Source organism: Paenibacillus sp. J31R30 (genome assembly GCF_059692115.1).
Genome location: NZ_JCAUAV010000016.1, coordinates 67,887 through 87,567, shown reverse-complemented (window position 1 = coordinate 87,567; position 19,681 = coordinate 67,887). Strand labels below are relative to the sequence as shown.

Here is a 19,681-nt window from a genome sequence, read left to right as displayed (position 1 = left end):
TTTTATGCTCTAAGTAAATATGTCCTACGGTACTCGCCAGGGGAAGAGCCTGTGCGGCTTTTGAACATGCGATTAAAGGAAGAGATGTTTCGGTAGCCCACTTGAATGCCAATGTCTTGAATGTTCAAGTCGGTATGGACCAATAGTTCTTGCGCGTAGCCGACTCGTCTATCATGCAAATGTTCCATGAAATTGGCTCCTGTCTTCTCTTTGATATACGTAGAGAGGTAGGAGCTGCTTAGAGTTAGTTGATCAGCGAGAACATCGAGAGAAAGATCCTCTGCATACTGCTCCTTAATGACGCTAAGCACATGATCAATGATGGGATCATTCGTCTCTTTCTTCTCACGGATGAGCTGAGTGACGATACGGAAATAAGCCTCGAATGTTCGTTTATACTCGTCTAACGTACAGCATTCCTCTAATTGAAGCAGGATGGACCTCAGCTGCAAGGTATCGTCAGTCTGAACTTTGTAATGCTCAAGCACCATCTTGGCCTTATCGGTTACAGCAACCACCATATGCTTAAACATATCCACAGAAGCTTCCTTCAAGTCAAGTTCATCCAGCCACGGAAGAAAGAGGTCCAGCGTTTCCTGTTCTTTGCCTAATTTTAGCGCTGTAGTCAGTTCTTGCTCCTGTGTAAGGGTAAGGAAGTACGTAGCGCGATCTGAACGATATTCAACGACAATTTGCGTTGCTTCCAGTAACCGGGCATGTCCAGCTAACTCTTTCACCTGTCGGTAGGCATGACCAAACTGTAGAGAATGCTCGAACGCTGAACTGATGGCGGCAGTCACCAGACAGTAACGAAGGTCCTTGTCGAGAACCAGCTTCAACTCTTCGAGCATCAGAAGGATGCGTTCACGCTCATTGCCAGGGAACACCGTTAGAAACTGATGATGTTCCATCTGCAGTGTATGGGAATCAGGAAACCGCTCATCTGTTATTCGTTTGAGGTGTTCGCCGATCGTTTGCGAAATATGTTCTCTGCTCATCGGGATTTGGGTGAAAGCTGGTGAACGGAAGCGCAGCTCGTACAGAACGATGGTGTAAGTCCCCTCTGTACCTTGAATATGCTGCCATTCATCGGGAACCGGATGGATATTCTTCAGCTTATTCATGAAATGATAGTTGATTAACTCCGATTGCTGATCCTGCAGCTCCTGCTGAATTTCACCTTTTTCTTGGATCAGTTGTCGGACTGGTTTATGGATTCGTTTGCTGAAAAAGAGAGAGACGATGAAGGCGATGACAATAGAAGCGCCTAACAGAAACATCATGAGAGTGTCCAAACGAAGAATTTGGGATGTAAATTCAGGACTTGTGATCTTCATGACGTAACGCAAACCGTTTTCATCTTGATATTCAATCTCAACCGGCCCTTGGAGCTGGCGTGAATCCTTATTTGTCTCATAAATGATCGATTGGTTCGGCCCTAGTATCGTGATGTCCAGATCGGGATTTTCTTTCAGAACCGCGTCGCGCAAGCGGTTGCCGTCGATCATAGCAATCATCATATTGTCAGCTAGAGCAGGCTTAATGGAATAAGGAATTAACATTCTTCCTGTTGACTCTCCTGCTGATGAGGGGCTCCCAAATAAAGTCCCCGGATGAAGCACGTAATTGTCACTGCGATCAAACTGCGATTGCCAGTAAGTGAGCGGATATCGTGTGCTTTGGTAGATGCTGCTGAATAAATCGACTGTTGTTCCAGGACCGAGCTTACTCAGAGTCAAATTCGTAGATCGGAACATCAGGATCAAATTATCGACATATAGGTCCGAATCGCTTGCGATACTCTGCATGTCCAGCACAATAGGACGGGTAGGAAGTGACTCGGGATCCTTTTTTAAAATCACTTGATTGTTAAGTGTAATGACGTTCTTATCTGTAAATTGCTTATACAAAGCTTCTCGCACTTTATCCAATTGAATTTGATAGCGCTCAGCCACTTTCTGCAGAGTAAGACGATTCTGTGCCATCATCTCGCTGCGGAAGTGGTTTTTGACGAGCCAAAAAATCAAGAGATTAAACGAACAGAAGATGAGAATCAAGATCATAAAGCTGGCTAGGATGCTTCGAAATAAAGATTTTTGCATGGAGAAAATATTCATAAGTCGCAGGCTCCCTCTTCTTGTTACGCTGTTTGCTTCCGGCGAGTTATACACACTTTATTGTAGATCATAAACGATTTGAAAGGTATGGGCACTTTTTGGGAAGCTTGCCGTTTTTACTTGTTTGCCCATTTATAAAAGCTTAAAAAACGAATCGTAATAATCGTCGAAGATCCAAAATGATGTGTATAGGCACGGTATGTGGTTCTGGATATGATGAGCAGGTAACACAGGTGCTTGCAGAAAGGAGAGTCAAGATTGACGTAAGTTAGGCACAAGCAAATGAATAATGAGGGGAAGACCACATGCGCAAACGAACAAAGTTGAACATCAAGATGAGCTTCTTCACGTTGGTTTTGGCAGTAATCGTACATCTAAGCCTAGCAGGTTCGGTAGGGGCGCATGCTTCTTCGAGCGGTTACTCAGATATTAAAGTAGGCTCAGATACGATGCAGTATCATCTATCTCTAGCCGAACATGACCTGCTACAGATTTTTCCCAATAAAGCAGACGGCGGAGACAAGATCAGTGATAACCAATTATCAACCTCCTTGGAAGCATTAACCAAGCTCGTAGATGATGGGATTATTGTGACGGGGGATGGCAAAGTTGGAACGGCGGTCGTTCTTAGCGCTAAGCATGAGAAACGAGCCAGCATGGATATGATTGGCATGGATATCCGTTATAAATTTGCTGCCCCAGTGAAGCAATATCTCGTGCAATATAACTTCTTCTGGTATAGCGGAATCGATCCAACTCATAGCAACTATGCCACGATTCAGGTGGGAGGCCAGACGATTCAGCAGGTACTTGGCAGTCAAAATTATATTGTGCAGATCCAAGGTCCTGGTGCAGCTGCAGGGAATCCTGGCATGACTGCTGCGTCAGCAACGAGTAAACCAGTTGTCGACGTAATCGCTAGTGATTCCTGGCAGAATACGCTAAAAACCTACGTTCTCATGGGGATGGAGCATATATGGTCAGGACTTGATCACATGCTGTTTCTATTCGGGTTGCTGCTGGCATCTGAACAAAGAGTAATGAAAATTGTGAAGCTGATTACGGCTTTTACAGTAGGCCATTGCATCACGCTGGTCTTATCTTCACTGGAGATCGCCTATCTGTCGCCCAAAATTGTCGAGCCTTTAATAGCGTTAAGTATTTTGTATATTGCCGTTGAGAACATATGGAAGAAAAAAGAGAGCGCTCGTGTAGCGGTTACCTTGCTGTTCGGGTTAATACATGGCTTCGGATTTGCTGAGGTGCTGCGAGGTACATTGTCTGGAAACATGGCGCTGCCTTTATTCTCCTTCAATTTAGGCGTCGAAATTGGACAGCTTGTCGTTGTCGCGGTAGTAATTCCACTTCTTATATTGCTCCGCCGCGTACCGCTGAAGATCAATTGGAACTTATATGCGTCCGGCATCATTGGCGTATTCGGCATGTACTGGTTGTTTGAGCGAATTCTTTCCCAATAAATAGTTAATAGGATTCATTTGAATTTGACGATGAGAGGGCGTTACTACGTGTATAAAAAAGGTTTAAAACGATTGGTTTCCGGGATGACCGTATTCGGGATGATGTTCAGCATGCTGGCCCCGATGGCTAATGCGGTGGATAACGACGTACAAGTTAGCGCTGTGGACTACTCGAAGATTCCTAAGTTGCTAATTACCGAGCTATTACCGGATTCTACTGCTAGTGTGGCTGGTGCGGATGCCTATGAGTTCGTTGAAGTATATAACAACTCGAACAAAGTGCTAGATTTTAAGGATTACAATCTGGTTTACCGGATTTCAGGTGCGGATACCGTCTGGGCGCCTTATAATAACGGGAACATAGGTGGGAGTATGCCGATTCCTTCGCATTCCTCTATCGTCTTGTGGGTGATGAACACGAAGAACAAAAGTTTGACTGAAGCTGATTTCAATGCGAATAATCAAACAACCCTAACGGAAAATGTGAACCTATTCCGTGTTGACGGAAAGGATGGCATGGCTAATGCGAGTCCAAGAGGGCTCGTTATTCAGGAGAAATCCGGTAGTGATATCTCGATTGCAAGCTACCAAACAAGCTACCTAAATGGAGACCCGAAACCGGACAAAGGTATTTTCTATCGTTATCCGTCTGACGGTACGAAGAATATGGCGATGTATTCTGTAGGGGAATCTGCTGCAACGCCAGGCGTTGTCGATCCCAGTCAAGTTCCAACGATCCCGCGGACGTATTCGGAGCCTCCGGTTATTAGCCACACGCCGGTTACGCAAGCGGATCAGAAAGTAGATTTAACGCTGCAAGCTCAAATCGCGAACCCTGAGCAGAGTGAATCTGTGTCCGCGGCTGTGTATTTTAAAGCAGGTTCTCAGACCACTTATGATTCCGTTCCTATGACCGTGACAGGCAGTACCCAGTATCAAGCTACGATACCTAGGGCCAAGCTGACCGACACCCCGCTCAAGTATTACATTCAAGCGGATGACGGCTTTAGTACGATTCGCTCAAACGTTTATAGTGCGACCGTTAAATTAGATAATACGGATTTCACGAAGATTCCACCGCTTCTCGTTACAGAAGTTGTGCCTGATTCTGAGAATGTGGGTACCGCAGATGGTTATGAGTTTATCGAAGTGTACAACAACACAGATAAAGCGATTAATTTCAAAGACTACCAATTAATCTACCGTTACACAGATTCCGGTCCAGATGCGGATGTCATTTGGCCAGCAGATAAGGAAGACATGGTAATTCCATCTAATGGTACGCTTGTTTTCTGGGTGATCAATGCGCAGAATGCGAATACACCTGTGGCTGATTTCAACACCAACTACAACACTAATTTGGTTGAAGGCACGAATCTTGTACGCATACATACCGATGGTATGGCAAATAGCGGAAATAGAGGCATTCTAATTGCTACGAATACAGGTGTTGAAGTCTCATCCGCGTATTACGTAAGCGGCGATTCCAAGAAAAATATGGGCATCATGTATAAATACCCGGTTGATGGCGGCAAAACAATGACGAAATACAGCGCTGCAACTATGGCTGCAACACCTGGAACGCTTGATCAGGTTCAAGCGCCGCTTCAGAGTGTCATTGTCAAGTCAGATACGGTTAAGCCGACGCTATCGGATTTAACGAAAGAGATTAGCATTGCGCAATCCAAGGATCTTGAGATCATCGCGGATGCTAAAGATGAAACATCGTTAAAGACAGTAGCGCTCTATTATAAAACGGAAAAACAGACGAATTATACGAAAAAGTATTTGCAAGAAAGCTTCGCAGATACGTTATATCATTATACGGTGTTCTCACCTGAGCTTATCGGTAACAAGTACTTGGATTATTACTTTGTGACTTCGGACGGTCAGAATGAGACTACGACGGCTACGAAGCGCGTTGCCATCACGGGAGGCTCGGATCACTCAGCCCTGCGTCTGAATGTGAAAGACGGCGATGTGATTGCAGGGTCCAAAGTAATTAAAGGAACAGGCGAAGGGCTAGGCGCTGATGACCTAAAGCTGGCCATTGATGGCAGTGAATTAACGCAATCCACCTTCCATGCCGTTGAACATGACGCCTATATCGCATTCGAAGTGACAGGCGTAAATTACTATTTTAAAAATGCGGTCACGCAAGATAAAGATATCCTCTTTACGTTCCAGGACACCGTGAATAGCTATACAACGCTATCTACGACGATTCAAGCAGACCGATTGAAGCAAGGCAGCAATGTATTTTCCATCCGAGCGGGTTCGAAGGCTTCGCCTTTCGATGATCGTCCAGCGGAGAATAAAGATAATTTTGACGTGAAGAACGTACGTTTAGTGCTTGATGATGGTACGGTGATTTATGATGCGAAGTACAATGATCCAGCCAAAGTTATTAAAATGGGTGATTCCTCAGGGAAGCCGCCAGTTGTTGATTTCGATTTCGTCATTCCAGCAGAGAAGTTGGCATCCAAGGCTCATGTTTGGAATACAGCATCTACGAGTGATGGTCAACATGAGATTGCGGTAAGTGGTGGTGTTAGTGGAACCGTTAAATCGACGGTGAAAGTGGATAATACAGCTCCTGTTATCAAGCCTTCCGTTAAAGAGGGGGTCATGTACCGTGGCGACTTCAGCCTGGATGCAGCCATAACTGATGCATTAGCTGGCGTGGACAAGGTAGAGACTAAGCTCGACACCCAGCCAATTACGTTGCCATATGCCACATCATCTGCGCAGCTGCCTGGCGGTAAGCATGTATTCAGCATCAAGGCTGTTGATAAAGTTGGTAACGTGCAAAATGTGACCATCAACTTCGAGGTGCCAAATGAAATTCCGAATGCACCTGAGCAAGTGGCACCAGGGCAAGGCGTTGTTGACGTAGATCGTAATGCTCCTTTGAGCGTTAAAGTATCGGATCCAATGAATGATGAAATGAACGTAAGCATTAACCAAGGCTTTAAATACGATGCAAGCGTGCAGGGGCAATTTGCAGGGTTCCGCAATGCCGTAGACACAGAGCCTCCTAGACAGGAAAAACCGAGTGGAGAAACTGCCTTTACGCAAGAGGATTATAATAAAATTAGTGCCTTGGACGGGCAGTATCTGGTCGATGATTCTGACGAGAAATTCCCGTATCAGCGATTTGAAATTTCCTTGGATGATGCTATTAAAAGCACCGATAAAGTGGAAATTAACTGGAAAGGGAAGTCCCTGGAAGGCCGCAAAGTGACCCTGTATGCATGGAGTCCTAGCGCGCAAAAATGGAACGCTCTGAAGACTGTTATAGCTGGCACTGCAGATTTCGAGTTGCAAGCTACAGTAGCTGCTGGTACGTATGCCAACAACAAGAAGATTCAAGTGATGGTACAGGATGAAATTGCAGCTGCACCACAACAAGCTACCACAGATGCAGCAACAGATTATGATTTCTCATTCGTATGGATGTCGGATACACAGTATTACTCGAGGACCTATCCGTATATCTATCAAGAAATTGTGAAATGGATCGCAGATCACAAAGTAGATAATAAAATTAAATATGTGATTCATACAGGCGACATCGTGGATATCGCAGACCAGGAATATCAATGGATCGAAGCAGATAAGGATATGAAGGTCTTGGAACAAGCCAACATTCCATACGGCGTATTGGCAGGTAACCATGACGTAGGCCATCAAAACAATGATTACAGTTACTATTCCAAATGGTTCGGGGAAGATCGCTTCAAGAATCAGCCAACATACGGCGAATCCTACGATAACAATCGAGGCCATTTTGATCTCGTATCCTCCAACGGGAATGATTTCATCGTTGTTTACATGGGTTGGGGTTATGGTGACAAAGAGATTGATTGGATTAACGACGTTTTGAAAAAGTATCCGAACCGGAAAGCCATCTTGAATTTCCATGAATTCATGCTCGTTTCCAATAACCGCGCGCCAATGGCGGAAAAAGTATTCGAACGCGTTATTAAACCGAATAAGAACGTTATTGCGGCACTTTCCGGCCATTATCACGATGCAGAGTTGAAAGTCGATGCGATTGATGATAACAATGACGGCGTAGCAGATCGTAACGTGTATCAAATGCTTGCTGACTACCAAGGGGCGCCAGAAGGTGGACTTGGTTACATCAGACTTATGCAGTTTGATATGAAAAATAACAAAATCAACATGAAGACTTATTCACCGCATTTGAATGACTACAACTTCTATGATCCAGCTGAGTATCCTGGCAAAGATGAGTTTTCCATTAATCTGAATTTGCAACCAGTAACGAAACGCGTTGCTACGGACTATTTCGGAGTGAATGTGTATACGGACAAAGTAATTGGTACGGTTAATCACGTGAAGAGCGGGGAGAATGCCGGGACCATCTGGAAAAATCTAGCTCCATTATCTAGCTACCAATGGTATGCTGCAGCAACGGATATGTATGGTGGCGTGAAGAAATCGGATATTTGGAAATTCACAACGGGGACGATGTCGACTGAATATTTGACCGGTCTAAGTCTCAGCGGCGGAGATCTGAATGAGGCCTTTGACCCCACAAGAAGGAGCTATACCCAAAGTGTGGTTAAGAGTCTTAATAGCTTGAAAGTCACACCAACGGTCACGAACGAAACAGCAAGCGTAACGGTGAACGGAATCAAGGTTATCAGTGGTCAAGCGAGTGCTGAGATTCCGTTGAACGAAGGAGACACTACGATTACGATTGTCGTTACGTCAGGAGATAGCTCGACAAAAACGTACACAGTCCTTGTAACAAGGATGAGTAACAATGTCTTGCTTTCCAACATCGCTGTAAATCAAGGGAGTTTGTATCCGACATTCTCTGCGACCCAACGTGATTATAATGTAGAGGTGTCTAATAACATCTCCGAGATAAATCTCTTCATAACCAGAGGGGATCTCTACGAAAAGCTTACAGTAACAGGTGCCGTGTATACGGCTGTCACAGACAATGTATATGCATACAAAGCGACTAACCTAAAGGTTGGGGCTAACCCAGTTGAAATTATGGTTGTCGCGCAAGATGGTACGAAGAAACCGTATAACCTGACGGTATACCGTGCTGAAGAATCATCATCGGAACCTTACTATCCAACTCCGCCAACGAAACCGATTGACGATAAAGTGACCTCGACAGATGGTACACTAACGCTACCAATTGGTAAGACAGGCGAAGTGAGTTATAAGGATGAGGTTTCTGTCTCAATTCCAGCAAATGCTTCTATGAAAGAATTAAAGTTAACGATAGAAAAATTGTCAGGGACAGATCAGCTATTAACGAATCATGAGATTTTAGCTAGTCCAGTCTATGAGATTCTTAAGAACTTCACAGAGAACTTCAGCAAGCCGGTCACGTTGACGTTTGCTTTCGATCCATCAAGTGTGAAAGCCGACCAACAAGCAGCTGTCTTCTATTTCGATGAAGTCACTCAGAAATGGGTGGAAGTTGAGGGTGGTAAAGTCGATGGTAATCGCATTACTGTAGACGTTAATCACTTTACGAAATATGCAGTCATGGCTGTTGATCAAAAACCAGAGGTACCCGTCAAGCCACCAGTTACACTGAGCGATATTGCGGGACACTGGGCAGAGTCCAACATCAAGCAAGCAGTAAGCAGCGGCATTGTGAGCGGCTATCCAGACGGTACATTTAAGCCTAGCCATACCGTCACACGCGCAGAGTTTGCGGTTATGCTGATGAATACGCTGAAACCGCAAGTGGATGGCGTAGCCTTAGCTTTCGCAGACAAGGCAGCGATCGGAGATTGGGCACAGAAATCAGTTGCCCAAGCGGTACAAGCAGGCATCATTTCGGGTTATGAGGATGGTACATTCCGTCCGAATGCCGAAATTACACGAGCAGAAATGGCTGTGATGATTGCCAAAGCATTAGGGAAATCGAACGAGACGACAGCAGCAACAGGTTTTGCAGATGATAAGGTTATTCCATCATGGGCGAAAGGTGCAGTCGCAGCGCTTAAGAATCTTGGCTTAGTAGAAGGTAAGAATGGGAATGCATTTGATCCAGCTGGCCAAACAACAAGAGCAGAAGCGGTAACGGCACTATTGAAAGTTCTAGCATCACGCTAAAATGAGTTGAACATGCAAAGGCTCCTTCGTCTATAAAGACGAGGAGCCTTTTGCCCATAGATAGACAGCATAGAGGTCTATCTGCGTTTCCGTTTAGCTGTGCTTGGGCGGGAGCCAACTTTGCGTCTTCTGGCTTTGCCGGATTTCTTACGGCGTTTGCGCTTTGGACGGAAGACTTCCTCTACGTCGCCGGAGGCTACCTTCCCTTTGCCTATAGAGCCAATAAGAGTTTTCACCATCGGTGCCATTTGTTGAAAAGTAGACATGAACTTCTGAACTTTGCCCATCGTACCAAGAATGCCGTCAATACCACCCATCCGCTCAACGAAGCCGGTGATTTGCTTCATATTTAAGCCGCTAAGTGGGTTCGAGCTGCCTCCAGCACCGCCGCCGCCGCCAAGGAGATTGCTTAGGAAGTTACCGCCGCCACCACCACCGGCATTGCCACCGCCACCGCCAAATAAACCACCGCCTGGATTGCCGCCACCGCCACCGCCGCCAAAGAAGCCGCCACCGGTATTACCGCCAGCAGGAGGGCCGCCGAAGAAGCCGCCACCGCCTTCAAAGCCGCCGCCACCGAAGGGATTGCCACCGCCTAAGCCTGGGTATTGACCGAAGCCTTCACCGGGAAGGGTTAAGCTTCTTGTTTCGACTTCAGGACGATTTCCGCCATTACCAATAATTTGTTGTCTTGGGTTGGTCACTAGGATTCACGATCCTTTTTATCAGATTTGTCTCCTACAGGATATGTCACTTGCCTACCTTTGGTATGGACGAATGTCACGGGTCTTGGGGATTTGTTGTGCGAATGCTCATTTTATACGGACGTTTGCCATGGTTTTGTCATTGTTTACCTCATTAACGCATAGAAATTTTAACGAATCGCAATCCTAAAGGAAGGATTTATAATCGTTACGTCGAATGATACACAGGAGCTTAGAGAACCAATGAGCCAACATGCTTTTTGACCGGGAGTTGACAGCACATGCAATTAAAAAAATTAAATGATAAAGCCATAGACCAGCTTTTCGAAGCTGTACTAACGTTGAAGGATATTGAAGAGTGTTACGTCTTTTTTGATGACTTGTGTACCGTGAATGAGATTCAGTCGCTATCGCAGCGCCTTGAAGTGGCTCGTATGCTGCGCAAGGGATGCACGTATAACCAGATCGAAGCGGAAACAGGGGCTTCAACAGCAACCATTTCGCGGGTCAAAAGGTGCCTGAATTACGGGAACGATGGTTATGTACTGACATTGGATCGTTTAGGTCGTTAAAAATTTTTGGGCTTGCAAGTAGTAAATAATCTTATATACAATTGCACGTATATTGTGGATATGTTACAGTAAACATAATAAAAGAGAGGTGCGCTAACACCTCTCCCGTACAATAGATTACCTCAATGGTGATCGGCCGCAGTTGAATGATAATAGACCTCCAAAGCCGCGAAGCTCAAGGGAGGTCTATTTCCGTTTGTTAGTAAGTATTAACACAACCAAAGTCGCAAATGTAATCATGAGCGATAATGCTTGGTATACCTCCACGGGCATCACCTCCTTAAAGAGGCTAGCCGACCAACCTTGAAACCGATTCTATTGTCGAGATTGATTATAGCATATTTTGGGATAAATGGTTGATATTTAATCGAAGCTAAAGCCTTCTAGAAGGATATTCAGAGTTGGTTGAACAGCAGAGAGCAGCTTCAAATTGACATAGAGGAACACATTCTGTAGCATAGGAAGATAGGCTTAGTTCGTACGGGTGGGGGAAAAAAGGAATGAGTCAGTATGGTGTGCTTATCATTAGCCATGGATCCCGTGATGCGGGTTGGGTACAGCTGGTGGAGGATGCCGTGAATGCGGTTCGGATGCCTGAGAATGTGCCCATTTATGCGTCATATCTGGAGCTTGTCGAGGGTAGATTGATACAAGATGGGATAACCAGCTTAGAGGCGCAGGGCGTCACCGATATCATCGTCGTTCCGCTGTTCGTGTCTTCTGGGAGTACACATATTGACGAGATCAGCTACGCGCTAGGTGTCATTGCAGAGCCGTCGCTTGAAACCGACATGGAGCTGCTGGATATTCGTGCGCGAATACATTTTACGTCGCCGATTGATGATCATCCCGATATTGCAGCTATTCTTTATGGCAAAATCAAAGAGTTTTCCGAGTCGCCTGGTCAGGAGATACTCCTGTTAGTTGGGCATGGAAGTAAGGAAGACGGCTTCCACCAGAAGTGGCACCAAGGGCTTGAGCAGCTCGCGGAGCGGGTGAAGACGCTAGGCGGCTTCGCCGAGGCGGATATTGCCATGCTTTTGCCAGATCAATTAACCGAGAAGATGGCATGGTGGGCACGCGAAAAGCCGTCGTATACAGTGATTGTGGCACCGCTTTTTCTTAGTGAAGGGTATTTTACGCATAAAGTGATTCCTTCCCGTCTGGAAGGGTTCGAATATCGATATCATGGACGGGCCTTATTGCCAAGTCCGCAAATTTCCAAATGGATTGAGGGGCAGATTGCCTCCGTATTCCCATAAAGTGAACAGGGGATGAACTGAGTGGTCAAACGAGCACGATTGATCTATAATCCGACTTCAGGCCGGGAAGAAATGAAAAAAAGATTGCCCGAAATCCTCCAGCGCTTAGAGCGCGGCGGGTTCGAAACATCCGCTCACGCAACCATCGGTGAAGGAGATGCCACACTCGCAGCGACCGAGGCTGTGCGCCGTGGGTTCGATTTAATTATCGCGGCGGGCGGCGATGGCACGATCTGTGAAGTCGTCAACGGCATGGCCGAAAGAGAAGGCAGGCCGCCGCTCGGCATTTTGCCGCTGGGGACGACGAATGATTTTGCGCGTGCGTTGGGGATCCCCAAGAACTTGGAATATGCCTGCGACCTCATCATTCAGCAGTATACAACCGCTATCGATGTAGGCAAAATCAACAATCGCTACTTCATCAATATCGCCGGCGGCGGCTCGATGACCGAGCTGACGTATGAAGTCCCGAGCAAGCTCAAAACCATGATCGGCCAGTTGGCCTATTATATGAAGGGACTCGAGAAGCTGCCTAGGCTGAAGCCGATTGAGCTCTACATCAAAGCAGGCGATCGCGAGATGCATGAAGAAGTCATGCTCTTCCTCGTAGGCAACACCAACTCTGTAGGTGGCTTCGAAAAGCTAGCTCCGGAAGCCAACATTAATGATGGCATGTTCGATGTTATTATTTTGAAGAAATGCAATCTCGCAGAATTCATCCGTATTGTATCACTGGCGCTGCGCGGCGAGCATTTGAGTGATCCGAATCTGATCTATTTTCAGACGAATCATATCGAAATTAATTCCCCTGACTACGTTCAGTTGAACCTTGATGGTGAGTTTGGCGGGACATTGCCTTGCGTGATGACGAATTTGCAGAGCCATTTGCAGGTGATTGTGGATGAGTCAGGCCAGTCGATTTATAAAAAGAAGTTTCTTGAGGCTTTGACCACGCCGTTTCATTTGAAAGGGCATGGGAATGGGCATGATGAGCATGAGTAGGGAAAAAATCTTCTCCCACCTTTTCATCCTCAACCCCGCTGCTCCGATGAAGAGATAAATGATTAATTTTAGCTAGAATTAAGTGAGGTTATTATGAAAACAAAAGGTACATCTGGCTCAGCGCCAGGTAAACATAGAGGTAGTGGCAGGTCGGGATCCGCTGGAAGAGCAGGGAACTCGGCAGGGAATAGAGGGAAGAAAGAAGTGCCAGCTTGGATGGCAGGCTTGCCTGTGCAAGTCGGGCAGCAATACGAGGCTGAGATCATTGGGATCAGCCATGATGGTGAAGGGGTGGGCCGTGTGAACGGCTTTACCCTTTTTGTCGCGGGGGCGCTGCCGGGTGAGCGTGCACTTGTACGCGTCGAACATTTGAAGAAACAGTATGGGTATGCTGGTTTGGTGGAGCTAATTGCAGTGAGTCCGGATCGCATTGCTCCCGACTGTGTGATTTATGATGAATGTGGCGGCTGTCAGTTGCAGCATTTGAGTTATGAGGCGCAGCTTCGGGTGAAGCGGCAGCAGGTCGTGGATAATTTGGTGCGGATTGGGAAGTTGCAGGTTGCGGGAGAACCGGGGCAAGGTCAAGACCAAGGTCAAGGGATTGTTGTTCATCCGACGTTGGGGATGACTGATCCGTGGAGATATCGGAACAAGGCTCAGGTTCCTTTTGGGGAAGAGCGGGGTGGCCTCATCGGCGGATTCTATGCGCAGGGCAGCCATCGCATCATTGATATGGAGGCTTGTCTGATCCAACATCAGGCGAACGATGAAGTCGTTGCACGGGTGAAAGAGATCGGCTCGCGCTTAGGGATTCGCGCTTATAGTGAAGAGACAGGGACTGGACTGTTGCGCCATGTCGTCGTCAAAGTCGGCTTCCGCACGGGCGAAGTCATGGTCGTGTTGGTGACCAATGGGACGGAGATTCCGCGTGCGGATGAGTGGATTGCTGGCATTCGCGAGGCTCTGCCTGCGGTGAAGAGTATTTGTCATAACATTAATGTGAGACAGACCAATGTTATTTTTGGGGATGAGACGCGCGTCCTCTGGGGCAGCGAGGTTATCTATGACTATATCGGCGAAGTGAAATTTGCCATTTCCGCGCGATCCTTCTTTCAAGTGAACCCCGTCCAGACGGAAGTCTTGTACGGGAAGGCACTGGAGTACGCCGCTTTGACAGGCGGCGAAACGGTTGTCGATGCCTATTGCGGCATCGGCACGATCTCCCTGTTCCTGGCGCAGCGCGCGGGACAGGTGTACGGCGTCGAGATCGTCGAAGAGGCGATCTCGGATGCACGTAAGAATGCCGAGTTAAACGGCATGACGAACGTGCACTTCGAGGCAGGACCCGCCGAGGTTGTCCTGCCGGAGTGGACACGTCAGGGCGTTCGTCCTGACGTGATCGTGGTCGACCCGCCGCGCAAGGGCTGCGACCCGGCGCTGTTGGCGACCATCCTCGAGCTGCAGCCGCGGCGCGTGGTGTATGTGTCGTGCAGCGCATCGACACTCGCGCGCGACCTGCGCGTGCTGGTCGATGGCGGGTACGGCGTCGCGGAGGTGACGCCGGTGGATATGTTTCCGCATACGGTACATGTGGAGTCGGTAGCATTGCTTGTGCGAAGTGATGAATAAGCGTAAGTAGGGCACGTTTTAAAGAAACTGCTTAAGTACTTAACAAAAAGAACCCGAACGCTTGATACGTCAATTGTTCGGGTCCTTTTTACGTTTTTGAAAGTTGAACAGATGGAACATATTAGGAAATGCCTGCTGCAGGATATTTGATAAACAGCCCTAACCAAGGGCTGTTTATTTGTTTTTGAGTAATTAGATCGATGACGCATATGTGGGAAAGTCCGTACGTATCATTGAACATACATAAATAAAGATTTCGTTTGAATTAATTTTGTGCATAGGTGGAAGGAGTGGGTTGAGTGTCTAAAGTTATCTCTATGCTTAATATGAAAGGCGGAGTCGGTAAGACCACCTTGACCTACAACCTTGCTTGGTATACGGCTTATAAAAAAATGTATAAGGTATTAGTCGTCGATCTTGATCCTCAGTCGAATCTAACTCAGATATTTATGGGGGGCGACGGTTATCGTGATTATTTAGAAAGTCCTAGACAGTCTATTGTTGACATTTTTGAAAACAGCAGCAAAGTTACATCCACTATTATTCATTCTGTTGAAGAATGGATAGATGGCAGTCTCCTACATCTAATTCCTGCGAGAGCAGAGTTATCGAAAACTTTGAAGAATCCAACCACAAAGGAGCATAAACTGCGCCGATTTTTAGCCAAGATTCAGAATAATTACGATCTGATTTTGATTGATTGTCCACCGACTGACTCCATATTATCAGTGGCTAGCTATTTAGCTAGTGATTCGTTAATTATTCCAGTAAAGCCTGAGAAATTAGCAATCATAGGATTGCCGTTACTAAAAAGAAGTATCGAAGATTTTAATGAGGACAATGAGGGAGAATATAAAATTTCCGTTGCCGGAATTATTTTCAATAACGTAGAGACAGGAGATATACCGGAAAATCGTATTTCAAAGAAAGAGGTTTTAGCTTTTGCTAAAGAAAATAACTGGCATGTATTCGAAAATGAAGTTAGAGAATCGAAAACGTATGTCAATGGTATTCGTGAAGGAAAGCCGATGTTCAAGGATAATAGGGCGCGAAGTCATATTACGGAAGAGTTTTACGCGGTAGGAGATGAGTTTTTACGGAGCGTGGGTATTGAATGACGAACCAGTCTAAGGAGCTGTTACTTGATTTGCTGAAGTTAAAGGTGCGGTATAGCGGTAAGGAATTCGAAGAGGTTGCTGATGCGCTAAAAACCTCCGAGCCATATCTAATTTATATCATTAAGTTAGTACAAGAGCTAGATGGTATTTCTGGAGAAAAACTAATTGTTACCAATAAAAAGGAAGCGGTTTCGATTTATCCGGAAAGTTATACGCATGCAGATCCTGAGACTCAAGAACTCCTTTTTGAGATACATAAAATGCTTTTGTCTAAGGATGCGTTCAGAACGGTAAAAGAGCTACAGAGCTTTGTTTCCCGTAAAGTCATGCTGACTGCCTCCAAAAATACAAAGGCTGTACTTGTTAATAAGTATATGAATTATATATCTTCTGGACCTAAAGATGAATTACTCAAAGAGCGACAACTACTAAAAGATTCAGGTGATGATGTATCTAGCTTCTTAAACATGGCAAATGCAATCGTAAGTTCCAGAAATGAAATACGGTACTAATGATAAAAAGGGATGTGAGACTTTGGTCCACGTCTTTTGTGTGCGAAGAATAGGAGTGATGTTGGTGACAGCCGTGGAAGTTTTAACAGTCGGTCGGAAGCGTATGCATACAATATTCGGGGCAGGAATCTACTAACCAAGGTCGAATTTACTATGTCTAGTAGTTTGGAAATATGCTGCTATAGGCGATTCAAATGGCTTGCCTTTCGTTTGCAAGTTTCTATATATGTGGGCTCGAGAGATTTGCCACTATAGAATGCATTTGCATGTTGAGTGGTGAGATGACATGAGGCAAATCTAAACTAATACCGGACGACTAAACAAACTTGAGGCAGGAGCAAATCAGATGGAGGCACTACAAGAAAAACTAATCGTTAATTCAGATAAAGGGAATTTATTAAAAGAGTTAATCAGTTCGATGCGAGAGTGTGAACGATTTTATTTTAGCGTAGCTTTTATTAATTATAGTGGTTTGCAACTACTTCTCGATCCCTTATTAGAAGCAGAGAATGAGGGGATAAAAGGTAAAATTATTACTTCAACTTATCTTAATTTTACAGATGCAAAGGCATTAGAAAAAATAAGAGAGTTTAATAACGTTGATTTAAAGGTGTTTGTCACGGATAGAGAAATTGGCTTTCATACGAAAGCTTACATATTCGAATTCAAAGATAATTATAAGGTAATTATCGGTTCATCTAATATTACCCAAAGTGCCCTGAAAAGTAATATTGAGTGGAATGTTCAACTTATCACAAAAGAGAATGGTCGATTTATCCAAGAAGTTATTAAGGAATTTGAATATCTATGGAATATGAGTACGCTAGCGGACCAGGAATTTATCCAGAAATACGCAGATTTTATAAAAAGCTTCAAGAGAACGCAAAAAAACAATCAATTATTTGAATATAAAAAACAATATGTTGTACAAAATCGAATGCAAAAACGAGCTACTGAAAATTTAGAAAGAATCAGGAGTTTTGGGGAGAAAAAGGCGCTAGTAATTGCTGCGACAGGTACGGGGAAAACGTATATGTCAGCATTTGATGTACTAAACGTAAAACCTAAAAAACTTCTATTCATTGTACACAGGGAAGAGATCCTAAAAAAAGCCAAAGAAACGTTTGAGTTCCTTCTCCCTAATGAGCGCTTAACTTTTGGCTTACTAACAGGGAATCACAAACAAAAAAATGTGGATTATGTGTTTGCTACGATTCAAACAATTTCTAGATGTTATCACGAATTCGATAAGGACGAATTTGACTACTTAGTTATTGATGAGGCTCATCATGCGACTAGTCCCACCTATCGTACGGTTTTAGATTACTTTGAACCACAGTTTACCCTGGGGATGACGGCTACCCCAGAGCGAAGTGACGGTTCAAATGTTTTTGAACTTTTTGATAATAATGTTGCGTTGGAAGTCCGCTTACATGAGGCTTTAGAGGATGAGTTAGTCATACCATTTCACTATTTTGGGATAACGGATATTGAGAGCATTGATCTAAGTGATGTAAATATTGACGACATTGCTGAAATCACAAAACGCCTTAAAGTAAATGAACGCGTCGATTTTATTATTGAAAAAATGGATTTCTATGGTCATGACGGTGAGAAAAGGAAATGTCTTGGTTTCTGCGCGAGCGTTGAGCATGCCAATTATATGACTAGTGAGTTTAATAAAAGAGGATACAAAAGTGTTTGCTTGGATGGTGATGATTCATCAGACACACGCGTGCGATTTATCAATCGCCTCGAAAATGAAAATGACGAACTGGAATTTATCTTTACCGTTGATATTTTTAATGAAGGAGTCGACATTCCTTCGGTAAATTCCGTACTTATGTTGAGACCAACGAATTCTCCAATTGTATTTATTCAGCAACTTGGAAGAGGATTGCGTAAGCATGCAGATAAAAGTTTCTTAACTGTCCTTGATTTTATCGGTAACCATAATAAGACTTTCCTAATAGCTCTCGCACTAAACGGAAGTCGTTACTATGATAAAGAAAGTTTGAAGGTAGCGATTGCGACGGGGTTTGCTAATATACCAGGATGTACCCATATCCAAATGGATAAGATCTCCCAGGAAAGAATTTTGGCGCAGATTGATAAAGAAAACTTCAATTCAATGAAATATTTAAAGGAAGCGTACTTTGAATTTAAAAAGCTAAATAGTGGGAGAATTCCTTATTTATTGATGGATTATATGAAGTTTGACGGTGCACCTGATCCTGTTAAATTTATTGATCGCGAAAAAAACTACTTACAATTCGTGGCCAATGTAGAGAGAGATGATGATTTAAAGGAATTATTGAATAACGATACATTTGAAGGAACATTAAAAGAATTATCTAGCAAGCTTCCGCTAAAAAGGATCTATGAATTTGTTATCATTCGATATTTATTAGATCACGAGGAATTGAATCTCGACATCGCAAGGCATCAGATCCTAAAAATGATTAATGAAGTGGATGATGATAGTATTCTGCATGCGTTTGAGTGCATGAATCAAGATTATTATGATAGTGTTCAACTGAAGAATAAGCCTAAATTGGCTGAATTTCGTGATGGAAAGCTTGTTAGGAGTCCGCTGTTTAGAGACTTATTAATCAATGAGGAATACCGGAAGTATATCGAGGATATTGTGAATTATGGCATTTTTCGCTATGAAAAAGAATTCAAACAAGAATTCTTTGGTGTTCCACATTTTAAACTGTATGAGCAATATCAAATGGTTGACGCTGCTTTATTATCTAATTACCGTAAAACCCATAGTTCTTATAGAGGCTCTGGGCTTCTTACAAATGGTAATAGCTACTTCTTGTTTATCGATCTTCACAAGGAGGAAGACATTAAGGAAAGTATCAATTATAATGATAAATTCATAGATGAGTGTTTTTTCCAGTGGCAAACACCCAATAATACTTCCCAGAATACGGATAGAGGGCAAAACATCGTTGATAATAAGGTTCGTGGTATTGTGCTACATTTATTTGTAAGGAAGTATAAGGTGATTGATGGACAGAGTGAGCCATATATTTATATTGGAACGGGTGATACCGTCCAGTATGAGGGGGAGAGACCCATTACAGTAAAAATCGAGTTGCACAACGAAATACCGTCAGCCTTATTTACGGAGTTTACGAAAAAAGTATAGTTCAGTGAAA

The 19,681-nt window shown here is 44.5% G+C and carries 12 protein-coding genes; 9 read left to right on the top strand and 3 right to left on the bottom strand.

Annotation, left to right across the window (positions count from 1 at the left end):
• Positions 1-2 precede the first annotated feature (2 nt).
• On the bottom strand, positions 3-2,117 hold the full coding sequence (locus tag AC58QO_RS30145; protein ID WP_497272131.1) for a helix-turn-helix domain-containing protein: 2,115 nt from the start codon (positions 2,115-2,117) through the stop codon (positions 3-5).
• Positions 2,118-2,422: 305 nt separating this feature from the next.
• On the opposite strand from AC58QO_RS30145, the gene AC58QO_RS30140 reads away from it, so the two are divergent.
• Complete coding sequence (locus AC58QO_RS30140; RefSeq protein WP_497272129.1) at positions 2,423-3,595, top strand: HupE/UreJ family protein; 1,173 nt, start codon at positions 2,423-2,425, stop codon at positions 3,593-3,595.
• 48 nt (positions 3,596-3,643) lie between these two features.
• Positions 3,644-9,712 (top strand): S-layer homology domain-containing protein, encoded by a 6,069-nt coding sequence (locus AC58QO_RS30135; RefSeq protein WP_497272127.1) that lies wholly within the window; start codon positions 3,644-3,646, stop codon positions 9,710-9,712.
• A 77-nt stretch (positions 9,713-9,789) separates the two neighbouring features.
• Here AC58QO_RS30135 and AC58QO_RS30130 read toward each other — a convergent pair whose 3' ends face one another.
• Complete coding sequence (locus AC58QO_RS30130; RefSeq protein WP_497272126.1) at positions 9,790-10,416, bottom strand: aminotransferase; 627 nt, start codon at positions 10,414-10,416, stop codon at positions 9,790-9,792.
• A 281-nt stretch (positions 10,417-10,697) separates the two neighbouring features.
• Here AC58QO_RS30130 and AC58QO_RS30125 point away from each other — a divergent pair, with 281 nt between their 5' ends.
• The gene (locus AC58QO_RS30125; protein WP_029198698.1) at positions 10,698-10,988 is read left to right on the top strand and encodes a YerC/YecD family TrpR-related protein; all 291 of its coding nucleotides are present in this window, start codon (positions 10,698-10,700) and stop codon (positions 10,986-10,988) included.
• Positions 10,989-11,174: 186 nt separating this feature from the next.
• On the opposite strand, the gene AC58QO_RS30120 is transcribed toward AC58QO_RS30125, so the two are convergent.
• Positions 11,175-11,261: a putative holin-like toxin gene (locus tag AC58QO_RS30120; protein ID WP_414813269.1), complete on the bottom strand. Its 87-nt coding sequence runs from the start codon at positions 11,259-11,261 to the stop codon at positions 11,175-11,177.
• A gap of 227 nt (positions 11,262-11,488) precedes the next feature.
• On the opposite strand from AC58QO_RS30120, the gene AC58QO_RS30115 reads away from it, so the two are divergent.
• From AC58QO_RS30115 to AC58QO_RS30090, 6 genes are all read left to right on the top strand, one after another.
• The gene (locus AC58QO_RS30115; RefSeq protein WP_497272124.1) at positions 11,489-12,250 is read left to right on the top strand and encodes a sirohydrochlorin chelatase; all 762 of its coding nucleotides are present in this window, start codon (positions 11,489-11,491) and stop codon (positions 12,248-12,250) included.
• A gap of 72 nt (positions 12,251-12,322) precedes the next feature.
• Positions 12,323-13,252 carry a diacylglycerol kinase gene (locus tag AC58QO_RS30110; protein WP_497272200.1) on the top strand — a complete coding sequence of 310 codons (930 nt, stop codon included), beginning with the start codon at positions 12,323-12,325 and terminating at the stop codon, positions 13,250-13,252.
• A 216-nt stretch (positions 13,253-13,468) separates the two neighbouring features.
• A complete protein-coding gene (rlmD, locus tag AC58QO_RS30105) occupies positions 13,469-14,881 on the top strand; it encodes a 23S rRNA (uracil(1939)-C(5))-methyltransferase RlmD (protein ID WP_497272198.1) in 1,413 nt (470 codons plus the stop codon).
• Between the two features lie 299 nt (positions 14,882-15,180).
• Positions 15,181-15,999, top strand: coding sequence for a ParA family protein (locus AC58QO_RS30100; RefSeq protein WP_497272122.1), 819 nt, complete (start codon positions 15,181-15,183; stop codon positions 15,997-15,999).
• A 29-nt stretch (positions 16,000-16,028) separates the two neighbouring features.
• On the top strand, positions 16,029-16,511 hold the full coding sequence (locus AC58QO_RS30095; protein ID WP_497272120.1) for a hypothetical protein: 483 nt from the start codon (positions 16,029-16,031) through the stop codon (positions 16,509-16,511).
• A gap of 346 nt (positions 16,512-16,857) precedes the next feature.
• A complete protein-coding gene (locus tag AC58QO_RS30090; RefSeq protein ID WP_497272118.1) occupies positions 16,858-19,671 on the top strand; it encodes a DEAD/DEAH box helicase in 2,814 nt (937 codons plus the stop codon).
• The last annotated feature ends 10 nt before the right edge of the window (positions 19,672-19,681 follow it).